17 protein-coding genes are annotated in these 22420 nt (G+C 64.4%); 6 read left to right on the top strand and 11 right to left on the bottom strand.

Translation table 11 applies throughout. The features are described from left to right. Positions 1-27: 27 nt before the first annotated feature. From hutH to hutC, 4 genes are all read right to left on the bottom strand, one after another. Positions 28-1560 (bottom strand): histidine ammonia-lyase, encoded by a 1533-nt coding sequence (gene hutH / locus DN387_RS07000; RefSeq protein ID WP_054915779.1) that lies wholly within the window; start codon positions 1558-1560, stop codon positions 28-30. 64 nt (positions 1561-1624) lie between these two features. Continuing rightward, positions 1625-3301, bottom strand: a complete 1677-nt coding sequence (gene hutU, locus DN387_RS06995) for a urocanate hydratase (RefSeq protein WP_043862179.1) — start codon at positions 3299-3301, stop codon at positions 1625-1627. Between the two features lie 188 nt (positions 3302-3489). Beyond that, a complete protein-coding gene (locus tag DN387_RS06990) occupies positions 3490-4062 on the bottom strand; it encodes a HutD family protein (protein ID WP_054915780.1) in 573 nt (190 codons plus the stop codon). Beyond that, positions 4059-4769 carry a histidine utilization repressor gene (gene hutC / locus DN387_RS06985; protein WP_162484873.1) on the bottom strand — a complete coding sequence of 237 codons (711 nt, stop codon included), beginning with the start codon at positions 4767-4769 and terminating at the stop codon, positions 4059-4061. The genes DN387_RS06990 and hutC overlap by 4 nt, the downstream gene beginning before the upstream one ends. Before the next feature lie 143 nt (positions 4770-4912). Between hutC and DN387_RS06980 the strand changes: the two genes are divergently transcribed. Then, entirely contained in the window at positions 4913-6277 is a 1365-nt protein-coding gene (locus DN387_RS06980) for a formimidoylglutamate deiminase (RefSeq protein WP_054915781.1), read from the top strand. A 93-nt stretch (positions 6278-6370) separates the two neighbouring features. Here the strand turns inward: DN387_RS06980 and DN387_RS06975 are convergent, their stop codons facing one another. Together DN387_RS06975 and bamE are read right to left on the bottom strand one after the other, a co-directional pair. Continuing rightward, positions 6371-6946: a lipocalin family protein gene (locus DN387_RS06975; protein ID WP_043862183.1), complete on the bottom strand. Its 576-nt coding sequence runs from the start codon at positions 6944-6946 to the stop codon at positions 6371-6373. After that, entirely contained in the window at positions 6943-7197 is a 255-nt protein-coding gene (gene bamE, locus DN387_RS06970) for an outer membrane protein assembly factor BamE (protein WP_043862184.1), read from the bottom strand. Before bamE ends, DN387_RS06975 begins: the two co-directional genes overlap by 4 nt. A 229-nt stretch (positions 7198-7426) precedes the next feature. Here bamE and DN387_RS06965 point away from each other — a divergent pair, with 229 nt between their 5' ends. After that, positions 7427-9319 carry a methyl-accepting chemotaxis protein gene (locus tag DN387_RS06965; RefSeq protein WP_043862185.1) on the top strand — a complete coding sequence of 631 codons (1893 nt, stop codon included), beginning with the start codon at positions 7427-7429 and terminating at the stop codon, positions 9317-9319. An 86-nt stretch (positions 9320-9405) separates the two neighbouring features. On the opposite strand, the gene DN387_RS06960 is transcribed toward DN387_RS06965, so the two are convergent. The 3 genes from DN387_RS06960 to DN387_RS06950 all read right to left on the bottom strand — a co-directional run bounded on the left by DN387_RS06960 (position 9406) and on the right by DN387_RS06950 (position 13608). Then, positions 9406-10002: a DUF924 family protein gene (locus tag DN387_RS06960; protein WP_043862186.1), complete on the bottom strand. Its 597-nt coding sequence runs from the start codon at positions 10000-10002 to the stop codon at positions 9406-9408. A 3-nt stretch (positions 10003-10005) separates the two neighbouring features. Further along, complete coding sequence (locus tag DN387_RS06955; RefSeq protein WP_043862187.1) at positions 10006-11016, bottom strand: class 1 fructose-bisphosphatase; 1011 nt, start codon at positions 11014-11016, stop codon at positions 10006-10008. 141 nt (positions 11017-11157) lie between these two features. After that, a complete protein-coding gene (locus tag DN387_RS06950; RefSeq protein WP_054915782.1) occupies positions 11158-13608 on the bottom strand; it encodes a glycogen/starch/alpha-glucan phosphorylase in 2451 nt (816 codons plus the stop codon). A gap of 200 nt (positions 13609-13808) precedes the next feature. On the opposite strand from DN387_RS06950, the gene DN387_RS06945 reads away from it, so the two are divergent. Continuing rightward, the gene (locus DN387_RS06945) at positions 13809-14213 is read left to right on the top strand and encodes a YkgJ family cysteine cluster protein (protein WP_043862189.1); all 405 of its coding nucleotides are present in this window, start codon (positions 13809-13811) and stop codon (positions 14211-14213) included. Positions 14214-14370: 157 nt separating this feature from the next. Here DN387_RS06945 and typA read toward each other — a convergent pair whose 3' ends face one another. Next, positions 14371-16191 (bottom strand): translational GTPase TypA, encoded by a 1821-nt coding sequence (typA, locus tag DN387_RS06940; RefSeq protein ID WP_043862190.1) that lies wholly within the window; start codon positions 16189-16191, stop codon positions 14371-14373. 128 nt (positions 16192-16319) lie between these two features. Beyond that, the gene (gene thiI, locus DN387_RS06935) at positions 16320-17774 is read right to left on the bottom strand and encodes a tRNA uracil 4-sulfurtransferase ThiI (RefSeq protein ID WP_043862191.1); all 1455 of its coding nucleotides are present in this window, start codon (positions 17772-17774) and stop codon (positions 16320-16322) included. A 331-nt stretch (positions 17775-18105) separates the two neighbouring features. Between thiI and glnA the strand changes: the two genes are divergently transcribed. The 3 genes from glnA (at position 18106) to ntrC (ending at position 22415) form a co-directional block, all read left to right on the top strand. Beyond that, a complete protein-coding gene (gene glnA, locus DN387_RS06930; RefSeq protein ID WP_043862192.1) occupies positions 18106-19512 on the top strand; it encodes a glutamate--ammonia ligase in 1407 nt (468 codons plus the stop codon). Positions 19513-19896: 384 nt separating this feature from the next. Further along, a complete protein-coding gene (gene glnL, locus DN387_RS06925; RefSeq protein ID WP_043862193.1) occupies positions 19897-20982 on the top strand; it encodes a nitrogen regulation protein NR(II) in 1086 nt (361 codons plus the stop codon). Continuing rightward, positions 20979-22415 carry a nitrogen regulation protein NR(I) gene (gene ntrC, locus DN387_RS06920; protein WP_054915783.1) on the top strand — a complete coding sequence of 479 codons (1437 nt, stop codon included), beginning with the start codon at positions 20979-20981 and terminating at the stop codon, positions 22413-22415. Before glnL ends, ntrC begins: the two co-directional genes overlap by 4 nt. Positions 22416-22420 lie beyond the last annotated feature (5 nt).

Here is a 22420-nt window from a genome sequence, read left to right as displayed (position 1 = left end):
GCTGGCCTGCACGGCCAGCCGGTGGCGTCAGAGGCTGGGCAGCACCTTGGCCGGCAGCAGGCCGGTCAGCGTGCCCGCGGCCAGCAGGGCGATGGCCGCCTCGATGTCGGGGGCGAAGAAACGGTCCTTGTCGTAGTGCGCGACCTGGCCGCGCAGGGCCTGGCGCGCCTGCTCCAGCTTGGGCGAGGTCTTGAGGCCGGTGCGCAGGTCCAGGCCCTGGCAGGCGGCCAGCCATTCCACGGCCAGCACGCCGCGGGTGTTCTCGGCCATTTCCCACAGGCGCTTGCCGGCGGCCGGGGCCATCGACACGTGGTCTTCCTGGTTGGCCGAGGTGGGAATGCTGTCGACGCTGTGCGGGTGCGCCAGCGCCTTGTTCTCGCTGGCCAGCGCGGCGGCGGTGACCTGGGCGATCATGAAGCCGGAGTTGACCCCGCCATTGGCCACCAGGAACGGCGGCAACTGCGACATGTGCTTGTCCATCATCAGCGAGATGCGCCGCTCGCTCAGCGAACCGATTTCGGCGATGGCCAGGGCCATGTTGTCGGCGGCCATGGCCACCGGCTCGGCGTGGAAGTTGCCACCGGAGATCACGTCACCCTCCTTGGCGAATACCAGCGGGTTGTCGGACACCGCGTTGGCCTCCACCACCAGTACCTCGGCGGCCTGGCGCAACTGGGTCAGACAGGCGCCCATCACCTGTGGCTGGCAACGCAGGGAGTACGGGTCCTGCACCTTGCCGCAGTTCTGGTGCGAGGCCGACACTTCGCTGCCGTCGCCCAGCAGGTCGCGGTAGCAGGCGGCCGAGTCGATCTGGCCACGCTGGCCGCGGGCCTGATGAATGCGGTCATCGAAGGGCGAGCGCGAGCCCAGCACCGCTTCGACGGTGAGGCTGCCGCAGGCGACGGCGGCAGCGAACAGGTCTTCGCCTTCGAACAGCCCGCGCAGCGCATAGGCAGTGGACGCCTGGGTGCCGTTGAGCAGGGCCAGGCCCTCCTTGGCGGCCAGGGTCAGCGGCTCGAGGCCGGCCACCGCCAGCGCTTCTGTGGCCGGCAGCCATTGGCCCTTGTGGCGGGCCTTGCCTTCGCCCAGCAGCACCAGCGACATGTGCGCCAGCGGTGCGAGGTCGCCGGAGGCGCCCACCGAGCCCTTGAGTGGAATGTGCGGGTAGACCTCGGCGTTGATCAGGGCGATCAGCGCGTCGATCACCTTGCGCCGGATGCCGGAAAAACCACGGCTCAGGCTGTTGACCTTGAGCACCATGATCAGGCGCACCAGGGCGTCGTCCAGCGGCGCGCCGACGCCGGCGGCGTGGGACAGCACCAGCGAGCGCTGCAGGTTCTCCAGGTCGTGGCTGGCGATGCGGGTCGAGGCCAGCAGGCCGAAACCGGTGTTGATGCCGTAGGCGGTGCGGTCCTCGGCAAGGATCTGCTCGACGCAGGCCACGCTGTCTACGATCTGCTGGTCGGCGCTGGCGTCCAGTTGCAGGGTCAGCGGTTGCTGGTAGATCGCACGCAGCTGAGCCAAGGTCAGGGTGCCAGGCTTCAGGGTCAGTTGGGTCACGTTATTGCTCCGTCTCGAAAGGCGTTCACGCCCGTCATGAATTCAGTATCGACCAGGGCGCCGCTCAGCGCGTGATCATCGGCAGGTTCAGGCCCTGCTCTTTCGCACAGTCGATGGCGATCTGATAACCGGCATCGGCATGGCGCATCACGCCGGTGGCCGGGTCGTTGTGCAGGACGCGGGCAATACGCTCGGCGGCTTCGTCGGTGCCGTCGCACACGATGACCATGCCCGAGTGCTGCGAGAAGCCCATGCCCACCCCGCCGCCGTGGTGCAGCGAGACCCAGGTCGCGCCGCTGGCGGTGTTGAGCAGGGCATTGAGCAGAGGCCAGTCGGACACGGCGTCGGAGCCGTCCTGCATGGCTTCGGTTTCACGGTTGGGGCTGGAGACGGAGCCGGAGTCCAGGTGGTCGCGGCCGATCACGATCGGTGCCGACAGCTCGCCGCTGCGCACCATTTCGTTGAACGCCAGGCCCAGCTTGGCGCGCAGGCCCAGGCCGACCCAGCAGATACGTGCCGGCAGGCCCTGGAAGCTGATGCGCTCGCGGGCCATGTCCAGCCAGTTGTGCAGGTGCGCGTCGTCGGGGATCAGCTCCTTGACCTTGGCGTCGGTCTTGTAGATGTCCTGGGCGTCGCCCGACAGCGCGGCCCAGCGGAACGGGCCCACGCCGCGGCAGAACAGCGGGCGGATATAGGCAGGTACGAAGCCGGGGAAGTCGAAGGCGTTGGTCACGCCCTCTTCCTTGGCCATCTGACGAATGTTGTTGCCGTAGTCGAAGGTCGGGATGCCCTGCTTCTGGAAGTCGAGCATGGCCTGCACGTGCACGGCCATCGACTGCCTGGCAGCCTTGACCACCGCCGCCGGTTCGGTCTGCGCGCGGTCGCGGTACTGCTCCCAGGTCCAGCCGGCCGGCAGGTAGCCATTGAGCGGGTCGTGGGCGCTGGTCTGGTCGGTGACCATGTCGGGGCGCACGCCGCGCTTGACCAGCTCGGGCAGGATTTCGGCGGCATTGCCCAGCAGGGCGATGGAGATGGCCTTGCCTTCGCCCGTGTATCTGGCGATGCGCGCCAGGGCGTCGTCCAGGTCGGTGGCCTGTTCATCCACGTAGCGGCTGCTCAGGCGGAAGTCGATGCGGCTCTGCTGGCATTCGATGTTCAGCGAGCAGGCGCCGGCCAGGGTCGCGGCCAGTGGCTGCGCGCCGCCCATGCCGCCCAGGCCCGCGGTGAGCACCCACTTGCCCTTGAGGCTGCCGTTGTAGTGCTGGCGGCCGGCTTCGACGAAGGTTTCGTAGGTGCCCTGCACGATGCCCTGGCTGCCGATGTAGATCCAGCTGCCGGCGGTCATCTGGCCGTACATGGCCAGGCCCTTGGCATCGAGTTCGTTGAAATGTTCCCAGTTGGCCCAGTGCGGCACCAGGTTGGAGTTGGCGATCAGTACGCGCGGGGCGTTGCTGTGGGTCTTGAACACGCCGACCGGCTTGCCGGATTGCACCAGCAGGGTCTCGTCGTCATTCAGGTGGGTGAGGCTCTCGACGATCTTGTCGTAGCACTCCCAGTTGCGCGCGGCGCGGCCGATGCCGCCGTACACCACCAGCTCCTTGGGGTTCTCGGCAACTTGCGGGTCGAGGTTGTTCATCAGCATGCGCAGCGGCGCTTCGGTCAGCCAGCTCTTGGCGGTGAGCTGGGTGCCGCGCGGGGCGCGAATTTCGACGTCACGGAATTTATTGTGCTTGTTCGTCACGTAAGGGCTCCTCGAGCGAAAGGCGAATTCGGGATGGCACTGCCATGGATGCAATACAAACATATATTTACTTGTATGTACAAGTACAGGCAACCAAAAAACAGTGTCGTCCGCTTCGCCGGCAAGGCCGGCTCCCACACGCAAAAAAAGAATGGAACCTGCAGGAGCCAGCCTTGCTGGCGAAGCCCTTAACGTTCGGTCAGCTCGATCAGGCAGATCTGCCCACTGACCTCGAATTCCAGCAACCCGTGATTGCCGTCCAGCCGCAGGCAGTCATAGCGACCCAGCGACTGCTCGGCATGCCCTGCGACCTTGACCCGCACCCGCTCGTGCGCCGCGAACACCAGCAGCGTCTGGGCCGAGCTGTACACCCGGCTGTCACCCAACAGCCACTGCAACCGCGCGGCAAACCGCTGCGGCGCATAGATCAGGTTGAAGTCGCGAATCGGCCCGCCCAGCAGGTTGCAGCTCACTGCACTTTCGCCGCTGAAGGCGAAGGCATCGAATGCCAGCAGCTCGCGGCTGGCCTGGCCATCCACCATCAGGCGCATGCCATCGCCCTGCAGCACGCTGATCACGCGCTGATACCCGGCAAAGCTGGAGAACCCGCCCGACTCGGCGATGTCGGCAATCGACAGGCGCCAGCCAAAGCCCTCCAGGCCGGCCCCGCCATCGCGGGTGATCTCTTCGGTACTGCCGCCGCCGTTCTTCCACGGCATGCGCGGGTAGTCGGCGGCACGTAACAGGGTCAACGAACTCATTTGCTGAAGCGTCCTTCCAGGCGGTGACGGGAACCGGGGTGAATCAGGCGCGCCGCCGTGACCGGCTGGCGACCCGACCAGGTGCGCCGGCGGATCAGCAGGCACGGCTCGCCCGGCTCGATCTGCAGCAGGCGGCATTCCTCGGGTTCGGCCAGGATCGCCTCGACCACGTGCTCGCCTTCGGTCAGCGGCGCCACCTGGGACAGGTAGGCGTAGGGGGTCTGGCGGGTGAAGTCCTGCTTGAGGTAGTCCGGGGCGACCTGGGCGTTGACGAAGCGGTCCTCGATCTGCACCGGGATGCCGTTTTCGTAGTGCACGATCAGCGAATGGAACACCCGCTGCCCTTCGCGCATGTCCAGCGCCAGCGCCCGCTCAGAGCCTGCCGCCTCTTCGGTCAGGGTGATCACCTTGCAGCTGTGCTGGTGGCCGCGCGCGGCGATCTCGTCGGCGATGTTGTTGACCTCGAACAGCGCCGAGCGGCTCTTGGGCTCGGCGACGAAGGTGCCGACGCCCTGCATGCGCACCAGCAGGCCTTCGGCGGTCAGCTCGCGCAAGGCGCGGTTGATGGTCATGCGGCTGAAGCCCAGCTCGGTGACCAGTTCGCTCTCGGACGGTACGCGGTGATGCGGCGGCCAGCTGCCGTTCTGGATCTGCTGGGCGATCATCTGCTTGACCCGCGCATACAGCGGCGCCGGGCCCTCGCCCATGTGGGCAACCAACGCGGAGACAGGAGGTGTCGACACGGCAAAAATCCTTGGTGATGAGTATGACCGGTAGAGTGCCGCAGTTTACCGGGCAGGCAAACGTCTGTATATGTATATACAAATAACCAGAAAAGGGTGGCGTACCGATGTCCGTGTTCTTTGCCGAACGTGCTTTGTTGCCTACAGGCTGGGCAGAAAACGTGCGAATCGAGGCAGGCCCCGACGGCCTGTTGAATAGCGTACAGCCAGGCGCCTCGGCCGATGGCGCCGAGCGCCTGGCCGGGCCGTTGCTGCCGGGCATGCCGAACCTGCACTCGCACGCCTTCCAGCGCGCCATGGCCGGCCTGGCGGAAGTGGCCGGCAACCCCAACGACAGCTTCTGGACCTGGCGCGAGCTGATGTACCGGCTGGTGGGCCGGATCAGCCCCGAGCACCTGGGCATCATCGCGCGCCAGCTGTACATCGAGATGCTCAAGGCCGGCTACACCTCGGTGGCCGAATTCCATTACGTGCACCATGACGCCCAGGGCAAGGCCTATGCCGACCCGGCCGAACTGTCGCTGCGCATCAGCCAGGCCGCCGCCGACACCGGCATCGGCCTGACCTTGCTGCCGGTGCTGTACAGCCACTCGGGTTTCGGCGGGCAGGCGCCCAATGACGGGCAACGTCGCTTCATCAACGGCACCGAGCAGTACCTGCACCTGCACACGCAACTGGCGCCGCTGCTCGCCCAGCAACCAGCGCAGCGCCTGGGGCTGTGCTTTCACTCCCTGCGCGCGGTCACCCCGCAGCAGATCGCCCAGGTCATGGCTGCCGGTGACAAGGCCTGCCCGGTGCATATCCACATTGCCGAACAGCAGAAGGAAGTCGACGACTGCCTGGCCTGGAGTGGCCGCCGGCCGTTGCAGTGGCTGTATGAAAACGTCGATGTCGACCAGCGCTGGTGCCTGGTGCACGCCACCCACGCCGAGCCCGGCGAAGTCAGCGCCATGGCGCGCAGCAAGGCGGTGGCCGGCCTGTGCCTGACCACCGAGGCCAACCTGGGCGACGGCATCTTCCCTGCCGTCGACTACCTGGCCCAGGGCGGGCGCATGGGCATCGGCTCGGACAGCCATGTGTCGCTGAGCGTGGTGGAGGAATTGCGCTGGCTCGAATATGGCCAACGCCTGCGCGACCAGCGGCGCAACCGGTTGCATGGGGCCGATCAGCCGATGGTGGGGCGCACCCTGTTCGATGCGGCCCTGGCCGGTGGTGCGCAGGCGCTGGGGCAGCCGGTTGGCGAACTGGCGGTGGGCAGGCGGGCCGACTGGATCGTGCTGGATGGGGCCGATCCGTACATCGCTACGGCGAGCGGGGACGGTGTTCTCAATCGCTGGCTGTTTGCCGGCGGCGACCGGCAGGTGCGCGATGTGATGGTCAATGGCAATTGGGTGGTCAAGCAGGGTCGGCATGCAGGTGAAGAACAGAGTGCGCGGGCGTTTGCCGGGGTGCTGCGCAACTTGCTGGGCTGAGCCAGAACCACGCCGTGATTATCGCGGGTCAAGCCCGCTCCCACAGGGTTTATGCTGATCCTGTGGGAGCGGGCTTGGCCCGCGAAGAGGCCCTCACTGACTGTGCGCGATGTCCCTGTCCGAAACCCGCCAGATCAGCCGCGTGGTGTCATACCCCTGCTGACGCGCCCGCGCCAGCAGGCTCTCGCGCTCCAGCGCCGGAATCGTCGGCGTGCGCGACAGTATCCACAGGTACTTGCGGTCCGGGTTGCCCACCAGTGCCGTCTGGTAGTCCTTGTCCACGTACAGCACCCAGTAATCGCCCTTCGTCACCCCCGGCAGCAACCGCGAGAACCAGTTGTCGAACTCCACCCACAGCTTGTCGGTCTTGCCCTGCACCTGTGGCGTCGCCGTACCACTGGCCTCCTCCCACTCGCCCTCGAGCGTGATGCAGCGGTTGAGCACGCCCACCGTGCCGTCCGGCTTGAGGTTGTAATGCGCTTCGCTCTGCGCGCAATTGCGCTGGAAGAACATCGGCAGCCGCGCCAGTTCGAACCACTTGCCCTGGTAACGCTTGAGGTCGACGCTGTCGACGGTCTTGGGCGGCAACGGCCCGTCGTCGCGCGAATGCGCACAACCGGTCAGCAGCAGGCCGGCGCACAGGCTCAACAGCAGGGGCAGGCGTTTCATTTGAGACCCTGCCCCGAGTACATCAGCACCTTGTCGGCGGCGTACTGCACGCTGATGAAGGCTTTCTGGTCGCCCCAGGTACAACTGGTCATGCCCAGCGCGCCGGAACACTCGGTGGGGCTGCCCAGCAGTCGCTCGACCTCGGCCTTGGGCATGCCGGCCTGGAGCTTGGAATAGTTTTCCTGGTTGATCTTGCTGCATGCGGCCAGCAACACGCACAACGACAACAGGGCGAGGGAACGCAACGACATGGGGTCACTCCTGAACATGAGGGTGCAAGCACGGGGCCTGACTCGAGCTTAGAAGCAAAAACCCCTATCCGGTTCCCGGCAACCCCATTTACCTGCACGGTTATCGTTGCCATTTGTCGACTAGTCGCACATCCGCCTCATTTTTTGCCCGGCGCGGACGACACAGGAGGGCGCTGCGACGTTTCGCCGCGCCCTCCCCGTTGACCGCCTTGTGCAGACAGACCTCGCAATGACCAAAAACCTGAAGTTCAGCCACAAGATCCTGCTGGCCGCCGCCCTTGTGGTCGCGGTGGCGTTTACCTGTTTCATCCTGTTCAACGATTACCGCCAGCGCCAGTCGCTGCGCAGCAACACCGAGGCCACGATGCAGGAGCTCGGCAGCCTTACCACCAGCAACATCCAGACCTGGCTGCAGAGCCGCATCCAGCTGCAGCATTCGTTTGCCCAGCAGGTGGCCGTGGATGGCCCCGGCAAGCCGAGCCTGGACCGGCTGATGGCGTTGCCGGTGTATGCCAGCAACTTCACCCTGACCTACTTCGGCGGCCAGGACGGCAGCATGCAATCGGTGCCCACGGGCAACCGCGCCGCCGACTACGACCCGCGGGTACGCGGCTGGTACAAGGGCGCCAGCGAGGCCGGGCGCAGCATCGTTACCGAACCCTACGTCTCGGCCTCCTCGGGCAAGCTGGTGATCACCATTGCCACCCCGGTGCAGCAGGCTGGCCGCCTGATCGGTGTCAGCGGTGCCGACACCGACCTGGACACCATCAGCAGCATCATCAACTCGCTGAACTTCGACGGCCACGGCCTGGCGTTCATCGTCAATGCCGAGGGCAAGATCCTGATCCACCCGGACAGCTCGCTGACCCTCAAGCGCCTGGCCGATGCCTACCCGCAGGGCACGCCGCAGCCGGGTAGCGGCCTCAAGGAAGTCGAGCAGGACGGGCGCCGGCAGTTCATCAGCTTCACCCGCGTCAACGGCGTGCCTTCGGCCGACTGGTACGTGGCGATGGTGGTCGACCAGGACTACGCCTTTGCCATGCTCGGCGAGTTTCGGACCTCGGCCATCGTGGCCACGGCCATCGCCGTGCTGATCATCATCGCCTTGCTCGGCGTGCTGATCCGCGTCCTGATGGAGCCGCTGCATGTGATGGGCCGCGCCATGCACGATATCGCCGAAGGCGAAGGCGACCTGACCCGGCGCCTGCGCATTCATGCCCATGACGAGTTCGGCGCGCTGGGCTCCTCGTTCAACCGCTTCGTGGAACGTATCCACAACTCGATCAGCGAAGTGTCCTCGGCCACCGGTCGGGTCAATGAAGTGGCCCTGCGCGTGGTCAGCGCCTCGAACGCGTCGATCCACAATGCCGACCAGCAGTCGGGCCGCACCAGCAGCGTGGCGGCGGCGATCAACCAGCTGGGCGCCGCCGCCCATGAGATCGCCCACAACGCCGCCCTTGCCTCACAGCACTCCAGCGAAGCACGCAACCTGGCCGAGGACGGCCAGCAGGTGGTCGACCAGACCATTGCGGTGATGAACCAGCTGTCGAGCAAGATCAGCGACGCCAGCACCCATATCGAGACGCTCAACGCCAATACGGTGAACATCGGCCAGATTCTCGAGGTGATCAGCGGCATTTCCCAGCAGACCAACCTGCTGGCACTGAACGCGGCCATCGAGGCGGCACGTGCCGGCGAGGCCGGTCGCGGGTTTGCGGTGGTGGCCGACGAGGTGCGCAACCTGGCCCACCGTACCCAGGACTCGGCGCAACAGGTGCAGAAGATCATCGAGCAGTTGCAGGCCGGCGCACAGGTGGCAGTGGGCACCATGACCGAGAGTCAGCGCCAGAGCGAGCACAGCGTGGGCATTGCCAACCAGGCCGGCGAGCGCCTGGGCAGCGTGACCGTGCGCATTGGCGAAATCGACGGGATGAACCAGTCGGTGGCCACCGCCACCGAAGAGCAGACGGCCGTGGTGGAATCGATCAATGTCGACATCACCGAGATCAATACGCTGAATCAGGAAGGGGTGGAGAATTTGCAGGCGACGCTGCGGGCCTGCAATGACCTGCAGAGCCAGGTGGACAGGTTGAAGCAGCTGGTGGGCAGCTTCAGGATCTAGGGTGAAACAATCGCGGGTCAAGCCCGCTCCCACAAGGACAGCGATAGTCCTAGTGGGAGCGGGCTTGACCCGCGATTGGGTTCAGCTCAGAACCGCGAGCCCGGCTCCAGCAGAAAGTCCATCTCTTCATCGGTGCTCGGGCGCCCCAGCACCAGGTTGCGGTGCGGGAAGCGGCCGAACCGCGCAATCACCCGCTGGTGCTGCTCGGCATAGTCCAGGAAACCTTCGAACAGGCGCCGGTCACTGTCCGGCTGCGCATCCAGCAGCAACTGATAGCGCTCGATGCTGATGTTCTGCCAATCCAGCACCTCGGCATGCTCCAGCACCAGCAGGATGAACACCCGCTGGATCGGCAGCAGCTGGTAGTCCCAGGCCTTGTCCAGGCCCTGCATCACCAGCACCTGCGCACGCCGGTCGCCATCGAAGGCGTGCTGCGTGTCGCGGTGGATCATGCGGGGCAGCTGGTCCAGCAGCAGCACCAGGCCCAGCCAGCCCTGGGGGCTTGCCAGCCATTCGTCCAGCTCGCCGGCCAGCGCCTGCGCGGCCAGCTCGCCGAAGCGCTCGCGCGCCTCGTCGTCGTGGTGCTTGCCGAACCACAGCGTACTCTTCTCGTCAGCCACGGCCTGGGGGCTGGTGCCCCAGCCGAACCACCACTCCAGCAACGGCTGCCAAGGTGCGAGCATGATTTACTCCTGGTGATAACCGGTGACGCGCTCGACTTCCTGCTTCGAACCCAGGAACACCGCCACACGCTGGTGCAGGCTCTCGGGCTGGATGTCGAGGATGCGCTGGCGACCGTCGGTGGAAGCACCGCCGGCCTGTTCGATGATGAACGACATCGGGTTGGCTTCGTACATCAGGCGCAGCTTGCCCGGCTTGGATGGCTCGCGCGCATCGCGCGGGTACATGAACAGGCCGCCACGGGTCAGGATGCGGTGCACGTCGGCAACCATCGAGGCGATCCAGCGCATGTTGTAGTTCTTTTTCAGCGGGCCGGTCTCGCCAGCCAGCAGTTCGCCCACATAGCGGGTCACCGGGGCTTCCCAGTGGCGCTGGTTGGACATGTTGATGGCGAACTCGGCGGTGGTTTCCGGCACCTGGATGTTCTCGTGGGTCAGCACGAAACTGCCCAGCTCGCGGTCCAGGGTGAAGCCCTTGACGCCGTTGCCCAGGGTCAGGATCAGCATGGTCTGCGGGCCGTAGATCGCGTAACCGGCGGCCACCTGCTTGGTGCCCGGCTGCAGGAAGGCCTGTTCGTTGAGGCTTTCGTTCTGGCTCAGGTACTCGTTGGGGCAGCGCAGTACCGAGAAGATGGTGCCGACCGAGACGTTGACGTCGATGTTCGACGAACCGTCCAGCGGGTCGAATACCAGCAGGTAGGCACCCTTCGGGTACTTGCCCGGGATCTGGTAGGCATTGTCCATCTCTTCGGACGCCATGCCGGCCAGGTGGCCGCCCCACTCGTTGGCTTCGAGCAGGATGTCGTTGGAAATCACGTCCAGTTTCTTCTGGACTTCGCCCTGCACGTTTTCAGTGCCCATGCTGCCCAGCACGCCGCCCAGGGCGCCCTTGGACACGTTGTGGCTGATTTCCTTGCACGCACGCGCCACCACTTCGATAAGGAAGCGCAGATCGGCAGGGGTGCTGTTGCTGCGGGTCTGCTCAATCAGATAGCGACTCAGGGTAACGCGGGACATGTAAGGCTCCGGAGGATGGGGTAGAAAAAACCCACGCAGTTTACAGGGAGAGTGAAGCGCTAGCGAGCAATAGGACATGCTCGCCCGATCAGACGACACATCGGGCCGAAGGTTCACGCCCCCGGGCCCGATGCCAGGCGCCTACTCCAGCGCGTTCCAGATCTCCCCGGCGTATTCGCGAATGGTGCGGTCCGACGAGAACCAGCCCATGCGCGCGGTATTGAGCACGGCCGAGCGCCACCACTGCTGGGGGTCGTGCCACAGCTCCTCGACGCGGCGCTGGGCCTCCCAGTAGGCATCGAAGTCGGCGCACACCAGGAAGCGGTCATACGGCACCAGTGAATCGATCAGCCCCACGTAGCGCGCCGGGTCGTCCGGCGAGAACACCCCGCCGCGGATCGCCTGGAGCACGTCGTTGAGCCGGTACGAGGCGCCGATGGCGGAGCTGGCACCGAAATCGCCGCTGCGCTTGCGCGCCTCCACCTGCTGGGAGGTCAGGCCGAAGATGAACATGTGCTCGGCCCCCACCTGCTCGCACATCTCGACGTTGGCGCCGTCCAGGGTGCCGATGGTCAGCGCGCCATTGAGGCCGAACTTCATGTTGCTGGTGCCCGAGGCCTCGTAGCCGGCGGTGGAGATCTGCTCGGACAGGTCCGCCGCCGGGATGATGCTCTCGGCCAGGCTCACGTTGTAGTTGGGCAGGAACACCACCTTGAGCAGCCCGCGCACGGTCGGGTCGTTGTTGACCACCCTGGCGATGTCGTTGGCCAGCTTGATGATCAGCTTGGCCTGGTGATAGCTGGCGGCGGCCTTGCCGGCGAAGATCTTCACCCGCGGCGCCCAGTGCGTGCCCGGCTCGGCGCGGATCGCCTGGTACAGCGCCACGGTATGCAGCAGGTTGAGCAACTGGCGCTTGTATTCGTGGATGCGCTTGACCTGCACATCGAACATCGCCTCGGGGTCGACCGTGATGCCCAGGCGCTCCTGGATCAGGTTGGCCAGGGCCTTCTTGCTGTGCAGGCGCTGCTGGGCGAAGGCCTTGCGAAACGCCGGCTTGTCGGCGAACGGTTCGAGGCGCCGCAGGTGCTTCTCGGGTTCGTCCAGCACCTGGGGCCCCAGCGCCTCCACCAGCATGCGGGTGAGCGGCGGGTTGGCCTGGTACAGCCAGCGGCGGAAGGTGATGCCGTTGGTCTTGTTGTTGATCCGCTCGGGGTAGAGCTTGTGCAGTTCGGCGAACACGGTGCTGCGCATCAGCTTGGTGTGCAGCCCCGACACGCCGTTGACGCTGTGCGACCCGAGGAACGCCAGGTTGCCCATGCGCACCCGCCGGCCGTTGTCCTCCTCGATCAGCGACACCGCGCGCAGCACGTCGAAGTCATGGATGCCCTTGGCCCGCAGCGCGTCGATATGAAAGGCGTTGATCAGGTAGATGATCTGCATGTGGCGCGGCAGCATGCGCTCCATCAGCCCCACCGACCAGGTCTCCAGCGCCTCGGGCAGCAGGGTGTGGTTGGTGTAGGCCAGGGTGTCGACGGTGAGCTGCCAGGCGGTGTCCCACGGCAGTTCGTGCTGGTCCACCAGCAGGCGCATCAGCTCGGCCACGGCAATCGAGGGGTGGGTGTCGTTGAGCTGGATGGCGGCCTTTTCGTGCAGGTTGAGCAGCGTGGGGTTCATGTTCAGGTGGCGGCGCAGCAGGTCCTGCAGCGAGGCCGAGACGAAGAAGTACTCCTGGCGCAGGCGCAGCTCCTGGCCGGCCTCGGTGCTGTCGGCCGGGTACAGTACCCGCGAGATGCTCTCGGCACGGGCCACTTCGGCTACCGCGCCCAGGTGGTCGCCGGCATTGAAACGCTCCAGGTGCAGCTCTTCCAGGGCCCGTGCGCGCCACAGGCGCAGGGTATTGACGCTGGCACCACGCCAGCCCACCACGGGCGTGTCGTAGGCCACCGCGCGCACCGTTTCGGCCGGCCACCACACCTGGCGCGGCTGGCCGGATTCGTCGTGCCGGGTCTCGACGCTGCCGCCGAAACTGATCGGGTAGATCACCTCGGCACGCTCGAACTCCCAGGGGTTGCCGAAATCCAGCCAGTTTTCGGTCTGCTCCTGCTGCCAGCCGTCGACCACGGCCTGGCGAAACAGCCCGTGCTCATAGCGGATACCGTAGCCGTGGGCGGCGATGCCCAGGGTCGACATGCTCTCCATGAAGCACGCCGCCAGGCGCCCGAGGCCGCCGTTGCCCAGTGCCGCATCGGGTTCGAGCAGGCGGATGCGCTCCAGGTCCACGTCCAGCCCGGTCATTGCTTCACGGGCGATGTCCAGCAGGCCGAGGTTGCTCAGGCTGTCGTACAGCAGGCGGCCGATGAGAAATTCGAGGGAGAGGTAATAGACGCGCTTCTGGCTCTTGCGGTAGATCTGCCGCGTGTGGTCCATCCAGTGGTCGACCATGTGGTCGCGGGCGGCCAGGGCAATGGCCTCGAACCAGTCGTGGTCGAAGGCGTGCTCGGGGTCCTTGCCGACGGCATAGGTCAGTTTTTCCAGTACAGCGGTGCGAAAGGCAGCCACCTGTGCGTCACGTGCGAGTGGTTCCTGAGACATACGACGTCCTCGGGCAAGTTGACGAATGCGGATGGGGATTTCTCAGCCTAGACGGTTCGACCGGGCGCGGTAGCGCGGGTTCGTTTGTTTCTGTGCAAAAGCGGTACCGGGTTGGCACGAACCCGGCAAATGGTTGTTCACATTTTGACCAACTCCGGTATGATCGCGCGCCCACCCGACCATCTGAAAAACCGAACCTGATGAAACCGACCCTGATTGCCGCCGCCGAACTCGACCGCCTGGATACCTGGCAGAGGTATTCCAGCCACATGTGCGGGGGCTGCATGTCCAGTTGCTGCACCTTGCCGGTGGAGGTCAAGCTCACGGATCTGATCCGCATTGGCGTGGTGGACGAATTCGAACGGGGCGAGCCGCCCAAGAACATCGCCAAGCGCCTGCAGAAGGATGGGATCGTCGAGCGCTTCAACCAGAAGTCCGGGATCTTCACCTTGCAGCGCATGAGCAACGACGATTGCCTGTACCTGGACCGCAAGACGCGGTTCTGCACCATTTACGACAAGCGCCCCGACACCTGCCGCAACCACCCAAGGATCGGCCCGCGGCCGGGGTACTGCGCGTACAAGCCAAAGCCCGTGGCCCGCTGAAAAGCATCGCGGGTCAAGCCCGCTCCCACAAGGTTGTGCATTTACCTGTGGGAGCGGGCTTGACCCGCGATTCGGCCAGCGCAAGTTTCAGGCCTTGCACAAACAAAAACGCCCCCGGCCTTTCGACCGGGGGCGTTTTCATTCAGCCTGAGCTAACTCAGTTCTTGGCTTTCTTGGCAGCGCGGGTACGCTCGCCTTCGTCCAGGATCTTCTTGCGCAGACGGATCGACTTGGGCGTGACTTCGCACAGCTCGTCGTCCTGGATGAATTCCAGGGCCTGTTCCAGGGTGAAGCGAACAGGTGGCACCAGAGCGATGGTTTCGTCTTTGCCCGAAGCACGCATGTTGTCGAGCTTCTTGCCCTTGGTAGGGTTGACGCCCAGGTCGTTGTCACGGCTGTTCAGACCGACGATCTGACCGTTGTAGATCTCCTGGCCGTGCTCGACGAACAGCTTGCCGCGCGCCTGCAGGGTTTCCAGCGAGTAGGTCAGCGCCTTGCCGGTCTCTACCGATACCAGTACGCCGTTCTGACGGCCGGACATGTGGCCGGACTTCATTGGCGCGTAGCGATCGAAGATCGAGGTCAGGATGCCTGCACCGTTGGTCAGGGTCAGGAACTGGTTGCGGAAACCGATCAGACCACGGGCTGGAATGTTGTATTCCAGACGTACACGGCCCTTGCCATCCGGCACCATGTTGGTCAGGTCGCCTTTACGCAGGCCCATTTCTTCCATGACCTTGCCCTGCGAATCTTCAGGGATGTCGATGGTGACGTTCTCGAACGGCTCGTGCTTGGCACCGTCGATTTCGCGGATGATCACTTCCGGACGACCAACACCCATTTCGAAGCCTTCGCGACGCATGGTTTCGATCAGTACCGACAGGTGCAGCTCACCACGGCCCGATACCTTGAACTTGTCGGCCGAGTCGCCTTCTTCAACGCGCAGTGCAACGTTGTACAGCAGCTCCTTGTCCAGACGCTCCTTGATGTTGCGGCTGGTGACGAACTTGCCTTCCTTACCGCAGAACGGCGAGTCGTTGACCTGGAAGGTCATCGAAACGGTCGGCTCGTCGACGGTCAGCGGCTTCATCGCCTCGACTGCGTCCGGGGAGCACAGGGTGTCGGAGATGAACAGCTCGTCGAAACCGCTGATGCAGACGATGTCGCCAGCCTGGGCTTCTTCGACGTCGACGCGGTGCAGGCCGTGGTGACCCATCAGCTTGAGGATACGACCGTTGCGGCGCTTGCCGTCAACGTCGATGGCCACAACCGGGGTGTTCGGCTTGACGCGACCACGGGCGATGCGGCCAACACCGATCACGCCCAGGAAGCTGTTGTAGTCCAGTGCCGAGATCTGCATCTGGAACGGACCGTCGCGGTCGACGCTTGGCGCTGGCACGTTGTCGACGATCGACTGGTACAGCGGGGTCATGTCTTCGGCCATTTCGGTGTGGTCCAGACCGGCAATGCCGTTCAGGGCCGAGGCGTAGACGACCTTGAAGTCCAGCTGTTCGTCGGTGGCACCCAGGTTGTCGAACAGGTCGAAGATCTGGTCCAGAACCCAGTCAGGACGCGCGCCCGGACGGTCGACCTTGTTGATCACCACGATCGGACGCAGGCCGGCTTCGAAAGCCTTCTTGGTCACGAAACGGGTTTGCGGCATAGGGCCGTCCTGGGCGTCTACCAGCAGCAGCACGGAGTCGACCATCGACATCACGCGCTCTACTTCACCACCGAAGTCGGCGTGGCCCGGGGTATCCACGATGTTGATGTGGTAGCCGTTCCAGTTGATGGCGGTGTTTTTCGCCAGAATGGTAATGCCGCGCTCTTTTTCCTGGTCGTTGGAGTCCATCACGCGCTCGTCGTTGAGCTCGTTGCGCTCCAGGGTGCCGGACTGACGCAGCAGTTTGTCTACCAGGGTGGTCTTGCCATGGTCAACGTGGGCGATGATGGCGATGTTGCGTAGATTTTCGATCACTTGTGTATCTCGATCAGAGGATTCGGGTTGCCGCCCAGTCTAGGCGGCGAATGTGAATGAACGGCGCTCAACGGGCTCGTCGGTCGGGAGGGCGATGGCGGATACTGCCGCCATACAACCCCGGCATCTTATGTCGGACGATAAACGCGCACATTGGCATGCCCCTCACTCAGTAGATGGTGGGCATGCAGGCGACTCATCACTCCCTTGTCGCAATACAGCAAGTACTGGCGCGTGGGGTCCAGCTCCTTGAAGCGACTGTTGAGGGCGTAGAACGGCAAGGCCTTGACCTCGATGCCGTCCAGTTCCAGAGGCTGGTCTTCCTGGGCGTCGGGGTGACGAATGTCGATCACCACCTGCCCGGCCAGCGCCTGGCTGACTTCTTCGATCTGGATATCCTGGCCCAGTTCATCGATCACGTGGTCGATGGACACCAGGCGGGCGCGTTCCAGGGCGCGCTCGAGCACGGCCATGTCGAACTGCTTCTCTTCATGGTCGACGCGGTGACGCTTGGCACAGGTGGTCGGGTTCACCGAGATCACGCCGCAGTACTCTGGCATGTGCTTGGCGAACTCGGCGGTGCCGATTTCATTGGCCTGGTCGATGATGTCCTGCTTGTGGCTGGCCAGCAGCGGGCGCAGCACCAGCTTCTCGGTGGCCGAGTCGATCACCGCCAGGTTGGGCAATGTCTGGCTGGACACCTGGGAAATCGCCTCGCCGGTGACCAGCGCGTCGATCTGCAGGCGGTCGGCGATGTTGGTGGCGGCGCGCAGCATCATGCGCTTGAGGGTCACGCCCATGTAGCTGTTGTCGACCTTGCCGAGGATCTCGCCCACCACCTCTTCGAACGGCACGCTGACGAACAGCACGCGCTGGCTGCTGCCGTACTTCTTCCACAGGTAGTGCGCGACTTCCATCACGCCCAGCTCGTGGGCACGGCCGCCCAGGTTGAAGAAGCAGAAGTGGGTCATCAGGCCGCGGCGCATCATCTGGTAGGCCGCCACGGTGGAGTCGAAGCCGCCGGACATCAGCACCAGGGTCTGCTCCAGCGCGCCCAGCGGGTAGCCGCCGATGCCCTTGTGCTGGTTGTGGATCACGTACAGGCGCTTGTCGCGGATCTCGATGCGCACTTCCACTTCGGGGTTGCGCAGGTCGATGCCGGCGGCGCCGCACTGCTGGCGCAGCTGGCTGCCGACATAGCGGTCAACGTCCATCGAGCTGAAATCATGGTGGCCGCCGCGCTTGCAGCGCACGGCAAAGTGCTTGCCGGCCAGCAGGTGGCCGAAATGCGTCTTGCACTTGGCGACGATATCGTCGAAGTCGCCCAGCGGGTACTCATCGACCTGGAGGAAATGCGCGATGCCCGGCATGCAGCTCAGGCGCTCGGTCATTTCGCGCAGCACCTTCTCGTCGTCCAGGCGGGTGACCACCTCCAGATTGTCCCAGACACCATCGACCGCGAGCGCAGGATCCAGGTCCTTGAGCACGGTGCGGATGTTGCGGCCCAGTTGACGGATGAAGCGCTTTCGAACCGGGCGGCTCTTGATGGTGATCTCTGGAAAGACTTTGACGATTAGTTTCATGAAAACAGCGCGCGCGTGGCCAGCCGAAAAAGAAGGGGCGCGGATTATAGCGGAATTCGCTCAAGCTTTGAGCAACTTTTGTACAGAAGGTTTCACGCGCACCATTTTGGGTCACTCAAACGAAAAAACGCCTCCTAAGAGTGCAGGAAAAACCCCTGAAGCGCCGTTGGCACCCGTAAACGCGTGAGAATGGGGCGAAAAACCCAACTCGGGGCACTGGCATGCAATTTGCTCCCTTGTGAGGCAGGTTGCCTTGGCCGACTATTCGCGCCCGGCATCACCCAAATTACAAGGGCTGCACAGGCACGCTCTACCCCACCCGGAGGACACCATGTCGAAGTCGGTTCAACTCATCAAAGATCATGACGTTAAATGGATTGATCTGCGCTTCACTGACACCAAGGGCACCCAGCACCACGTCACCATGCCAGCCCGTGACGCGCTGGAAGACGACTTCTTCGAAGCCGGCAAGATGTTCGACGGTTCCTCCATCGCTGGCTGGAAAGGCATCGAAGCCTCCGACATGATCCTGATGCCGGACGACTCCACCGCCGTGCTCGACCCGTTCACCGAAGAGCCGACCCTGATCCTGGTCTGCGACATCATCGAACCGTCGACCATGCAAGGCTACGACCGCGACCCGCGCGCCATCGCCAAGCAGGCCGAAGAGTTCCTGCGCTCCACCGGCATCGGCGACACCGTATTCGCAGGCCCTGAGCCTGAGTTCTTCATCTTCGACGAAGTGAAGTTCAAGTCCGACATTTCGGGCTCGATGTTCAAGATCTACTCCGAGCAGGGCTCGTGGATGTCCGACCAGGACGTGGAAGGTGGCAACAAGGGCCACCGTCCAGGCGTCAAGGGCGGCTACTTCCCGGTTCCGCCGTTCGACCACGACCACGAGATCCGTACTGCCATGTGCAACGCACTGGAAGAAATGGGCCAGGTCGTCGAAGTGCACCACCACGAAGTGGCGACTGCCGGTCAGAACGAAATCGGCGTCAAGTTCAACACCCTGGTGAAAAAAGCTGACGAAGTTCAGACCCTGAAATACGTCGTGCACAACGTTGCCGACGCCTATGGCCGCACCGCTACCTTCATGCCAAAACCGCTGTACGGCGACAACGGCTCGGGCATGCACGTGCACATGTCGATCTGGAAAGACGGCAAGAACACCTTCGCCGGCGAAGGCTATGCCGGCCTGTCCGATACCGCCCTGTACTTCATCGGCGGCATCATCAAGCACGGCAAGGCCCTGAACGGCTTCACCAACCCGTCGACCAACTCCTACAAGCGTCTGGTCCCGGGCTTCGAAGCCCCGGTCATGCTGGCCTACTCGGCACGCAACCGTTCTGCCTCGATCCGCATTCCTTACGTGTCGAGCCCCAAGGCCCGCCGTATCGAAGCGCGCTTCCCGGACCCGGCGGCCAACCCGTACCTGGCCTTCGCTGCGCTGCTGATGGCCGGCCTGGACGGCATCCAGAACAAGATCCACCCAGGCGATGCCGCCGACAAGAACCTGTACGACCTGCCGCCTGAAGAGGCCAAAGAGATCCCGCAGGTCTGTGGCAGCCTGAAGGAAGCCCTGGAAGAGCTGGACAAGGGCCGTGCGTTCCTGACCAAGGGCGGCGTGTTCTCCGACGAGTTCATCGATGCCTACATCGCCCTGAAAAGCGAAGAAGAAATCAAGGTGCGCACCTTCGTACACCCACTGGAATACGAGCTGTACTACAGCTGCTAAGCCAGTGACGCTCGCTCACGCGGCGTAACGAGAGAGGCCTCCCATTCGGGAGGCCTTTTTTTTGCGCTGACTTCATCGCGGGTCAAGCCCGCTGCCACAAACCAGTGGGAGCGGGCTTGACCCGCGATGAAGTCAGCAGTGCTCTACAATGGTGCACAAGGCAGCGCTACCCCTGCACCAACAGCCCATTTTGGTTCAAAAACAGCCTGCAACCTGTTAACCCAGTCATTTTTTGCGCAGCCAAGGCTCGGTTTCAGGGAATTGCGCTTCTTTTCGGAGCCTTGGTTTGGTTCTTGCATTTTCCTGGCATCAGCCGATTACCAGCGCGCGCCACCCTGGCCCCGATCAGGGCGGTACTGTGCCAAAAGAGGTCAACGACGCCCCATGACCATCAGCGATGCACTGCACCGACTGCTACTGGACAACCTGACCACTGCCACCATTCTGCTCAATGCCGAATTGCGCCTGGAGTACATGAACCCGGCAGCGGAAATGCTCCTGGCCATCAGCGGCCAGCGCAGCCACGGGCAGTTCATCAGCGAGCTGTTCACCGAATCGACCGAAGCGCTCAACTCGCTGCGCCAGGCCGTGGAGCACGCGCACCCGTTCACCAAGCGCGAAGCCATGCTCACCGCCCTCACCGGCCAGACCCTGACCGTCGACTACGCCGTCACCCCGATCCTCAACCACGGCCGCACCCTGCTGCTGCTCGAAGTGCACCCGCGCGACCGCCTGCTGCGCATCACCAAGGAAGAGGCGCAGCTGTCCAAGCAGGAAACCACCAAGATGCTGGTGCGCGGCATGGCCCACGAAATCAAGAACCCGCTGGGCGGCATCCGTGGCGCCGCGCAGCTGCTGGCCCGCGAACTGCCCGACAACGGCCTCAAGGACTACACCAACGTCATCATCGAAGAGGCCGACCGCCTGCGTAACCTGGTCGACCGCATGCTCGGCTCCAACAAACTGCCGTCGCTGGCCATGACCAACATCCACGAAGTGCTCGAGCGCGTGTGCAGCCTGGTGGAGGCCGAAAGCCAGGGCGGCATCACCCTGGTGCGCGACTACGACCCGAGCCTGCCCGACGTGCTGGTGGACCGCGAGCAGATGATCCAGGCCGTGCTCAACATCGTGCGCAACGCCATGCAGGCCATCAGCGGGCAGAACGAACTGCGCCTGGGCCGCATCACCCTGCGCAGCCGCGCCATGCGCCAGTTCACCATCGGCCACACCCGCCACCGCCTGGTGGCGCGCATCGAAATCATCGACAACGGCCCGGGTATACCCGCGGAACTGCAGGACACCCTCTTCTATCCCATGGTCAGCGGTCGCCCGGACGGTACCGGGCTGGGCCTGGCCATCACCCAGAACATCATCAGCCAGCACCAGGGCCTGATCGAATGTGACAGCCACCCTGGCCACACCACCTTCTCGATCTTCCTGCCGCTGGAACAAGGAGCCACTTCTTCATGAGCCGAAGCGAAACCGTCTGGATCGTCGACGACGACCGCTCCATCCGTTGGGTCCTGGAAAAAGCCCTGCAACAGGAAGGCATGACCACCCAGAGCTTCGACAGTGCCGATGGGGTCATGAGCCGCCTGGCCCGCCAGCAGCCGGACGTGATCATCTCCGACATTCGCATGCCCGGTGCCAGCGGCCTGGACCTGCTGGCGCAGATCCGCGAGCAGCACCCGCGTCTGCCGGTGATCATCATGACCGCGCACTCGGACCTGGACAGCGCCGTGGCCTCGTACCAGGGCGGCGCGTTCGAGTACCTGCCCAAGCCATTCGACGTGGACGAGGCAGTGTCGCTGGTCAAGCGCGCCAACCAGCACGCCCAGGAACAGCAGGGCATGGCCGAGCCCCAGGCGCTGACCCGCACCCCGGAAATCATCGGCGAAGCGCCGGCCATGCAGGAGGTGTTTCGCGCCATCGGCCGGCTCAGCCATTCCAACATCACCGTGCTGATCAACGGCGAATCGGGCACCGGCAAGGAGTTGGTGGCCCACGCCCTGCACCGTCACAGCCCGCGCGCCGCCTCGTCGTTCATCGCGCTGAACATGGCGGCGATCCCCAAGGACCTGATGGAGTCCGAGCTGTTCGGTCATGAAAAGGGCGCGTTCACCGGCGCGGCCAACCTGCGCCGCGGGCGTTTCGAGCAGGCCGACGGCGGCACGCTGTTTCTCGACGAGATCGGCGACATGCCGGCCGACACCCAGACCCGCCTGCTGCGCGTGCTGGCCGATGGCGAGTTCTACCGGGTGGGCGGGCATGTGCCGGTGAAGGTGGACGTGCGCATCATTGCCGCCACCCACCAGAACCTGGAAACCCTGGTGCAGGCCGGCAAGTTCCGTGAAGACCTGTTCCACCGCCTGAACGTGATCCGCATCCACATCCCGCGCCTGGCCGACCGCCGCGAAGACATCCCGACCCTGGCCCGGCACTTTCTGGGGCGTGCGGCGCAGGAGCTGTCGGTGGAGCCCAAGCTGCTCAAGCCGGAGACCGAGGAGTTCATGCGCAACCTGCCGTGGCCGGGCAACGTGCGCCAGCTGGAGAACACCTGCCGCTGGATCACGGTGATGGCCTCGGGGCGCGAGGTGCATATCGGCGACTTGCCGCCGGAGCTGCTGAACCTGCCGCAGGACGCAGCGCCGGTGACCAACTGGGAGCAGGCGCTGCGCCAGTGGGCCGACCAGGCGCTGAGCCGTGGCCAGTCGAACCTGCTGGACAGCGCAGTGCCGAGTTTCGAGCGGATCATGATCGAGACGGCGCTCAAGCACACCGCCGGGCGGCGGCGCGATGCAGCGGTGCTGCTGGGCTGGGGGCGCAACACCCTGACGCGCAAGATCAAGGAACTGGGCATGAAGGTCGACGGCGGGGACGACGAGGGCGACGACGAGGCCTGACTCAG

Origin of the sequence: Pseudomonas sp. FBF18, assembly GCF_024261405.1 — a bacterium.
GTDB classification, from domain to species: domain Bacteria; phylum Pseudomonadota; class Gammaproteobacteria; order Pseudomonadales; family Pseudomonadaceae; genus Aquipseudomonas; species Aquipseudomonas palmensis.
This window is presented reverse-complemented; position numbering and strand designations above follow the sequence as displayed.

Coding starts and splice junctions, on each gene's coding strand:
- DN387_RS06990 (WP_054915780.1), bottom strand. CDS start 4,062: ATGAGTTCGTTGACCCTGTTACGTGCCGCCGACTACCCGCGCATGCCG.
- hutC (WP_162484873.1), bottom strand. CDS start 4,769: ATGGGCGAGGGCCCGGCGCCGCTGTATGCGCGGGTCAAGCAGATGATC.
- DN387_RS06980 (WP_054915781.1), top strand. CDS start 4,913: ATGTCCGTGTTCTTTGCCGAACGTGCTTTGTTGCCTACAGGCTGGGCA.
- DN387_RS06975 (WP_043862183.1), bottom strand. CDS start 6,946: ATGAAACGCCTGCCCCTGCTGTTGAGCCTGTGCGCCGGCCTGCTGCTG.
- bamE (WP_043862184.1), bottom strand. CDS start 7,197: ATGTCGTTGCGTTCCCTCGCCCTGTTGTCGTTGTGCGTGTTGCTGGCC.
- DN387_RS06965 (WP_043862185.1), top strand. CDS start 7,427: ATGACCAAAAACCTGAAGTTCAGCCACAAGATCCTGCTGGCCGCCGCC.
- DN387_RS06960 (WP_043862186.1), bottom strand. CDS start 10,002: ATGCTCGCACCTTGGCAGCCGTTGCTGGAGTGGTGGTTCGGCTGGGGC.
- DN387_RS06955 (WP_043862187.1), bottom strand. CDS start 11,016: ATGTCCCGCGTTACCCTGAGTCGCTATCTGATTGAGCAGACCCGCAGC.
- DN387_RS06950 (WP_054915782.1), bottom strand. CDS start 13,608: ATGTCTCAGGAACCACTCGCACGTGACGCACAGGTGGCTGCCTTTCGC.
- DN387_RS06945 (WP_043862189.1), top strand. CDS start 13,809: ATGAAACCGACCCTGATTGCCGCCGCCGAACTCGACCGCCTGGATACC.
- thiI (WP_043862191.1), bottom strand. CDS start 17,774: ATGAAACTAATCGTCAAAGTCTTTCCAGAGATCACCATCAAGAGCCGC.
- glnA (WP_043862192.1), top strand. CDS start 18,106: ATGTCGAAGTCGGTTCAACTCATCAAAGATCATGACGTTAAATGGATT.
- glnL (WP_043862193.1), top strand. CDS start 19,897: ATGACCATCAGCGATGCACTGCACCGACTGCTACTGGACAACCTGACC.
- ntrC (WP_054915783.1), top strand. CDS start 20,979: ATGAGCCGAAGCGAAACCGTCTGGATCGTCGACGACGACCGCTCCATC.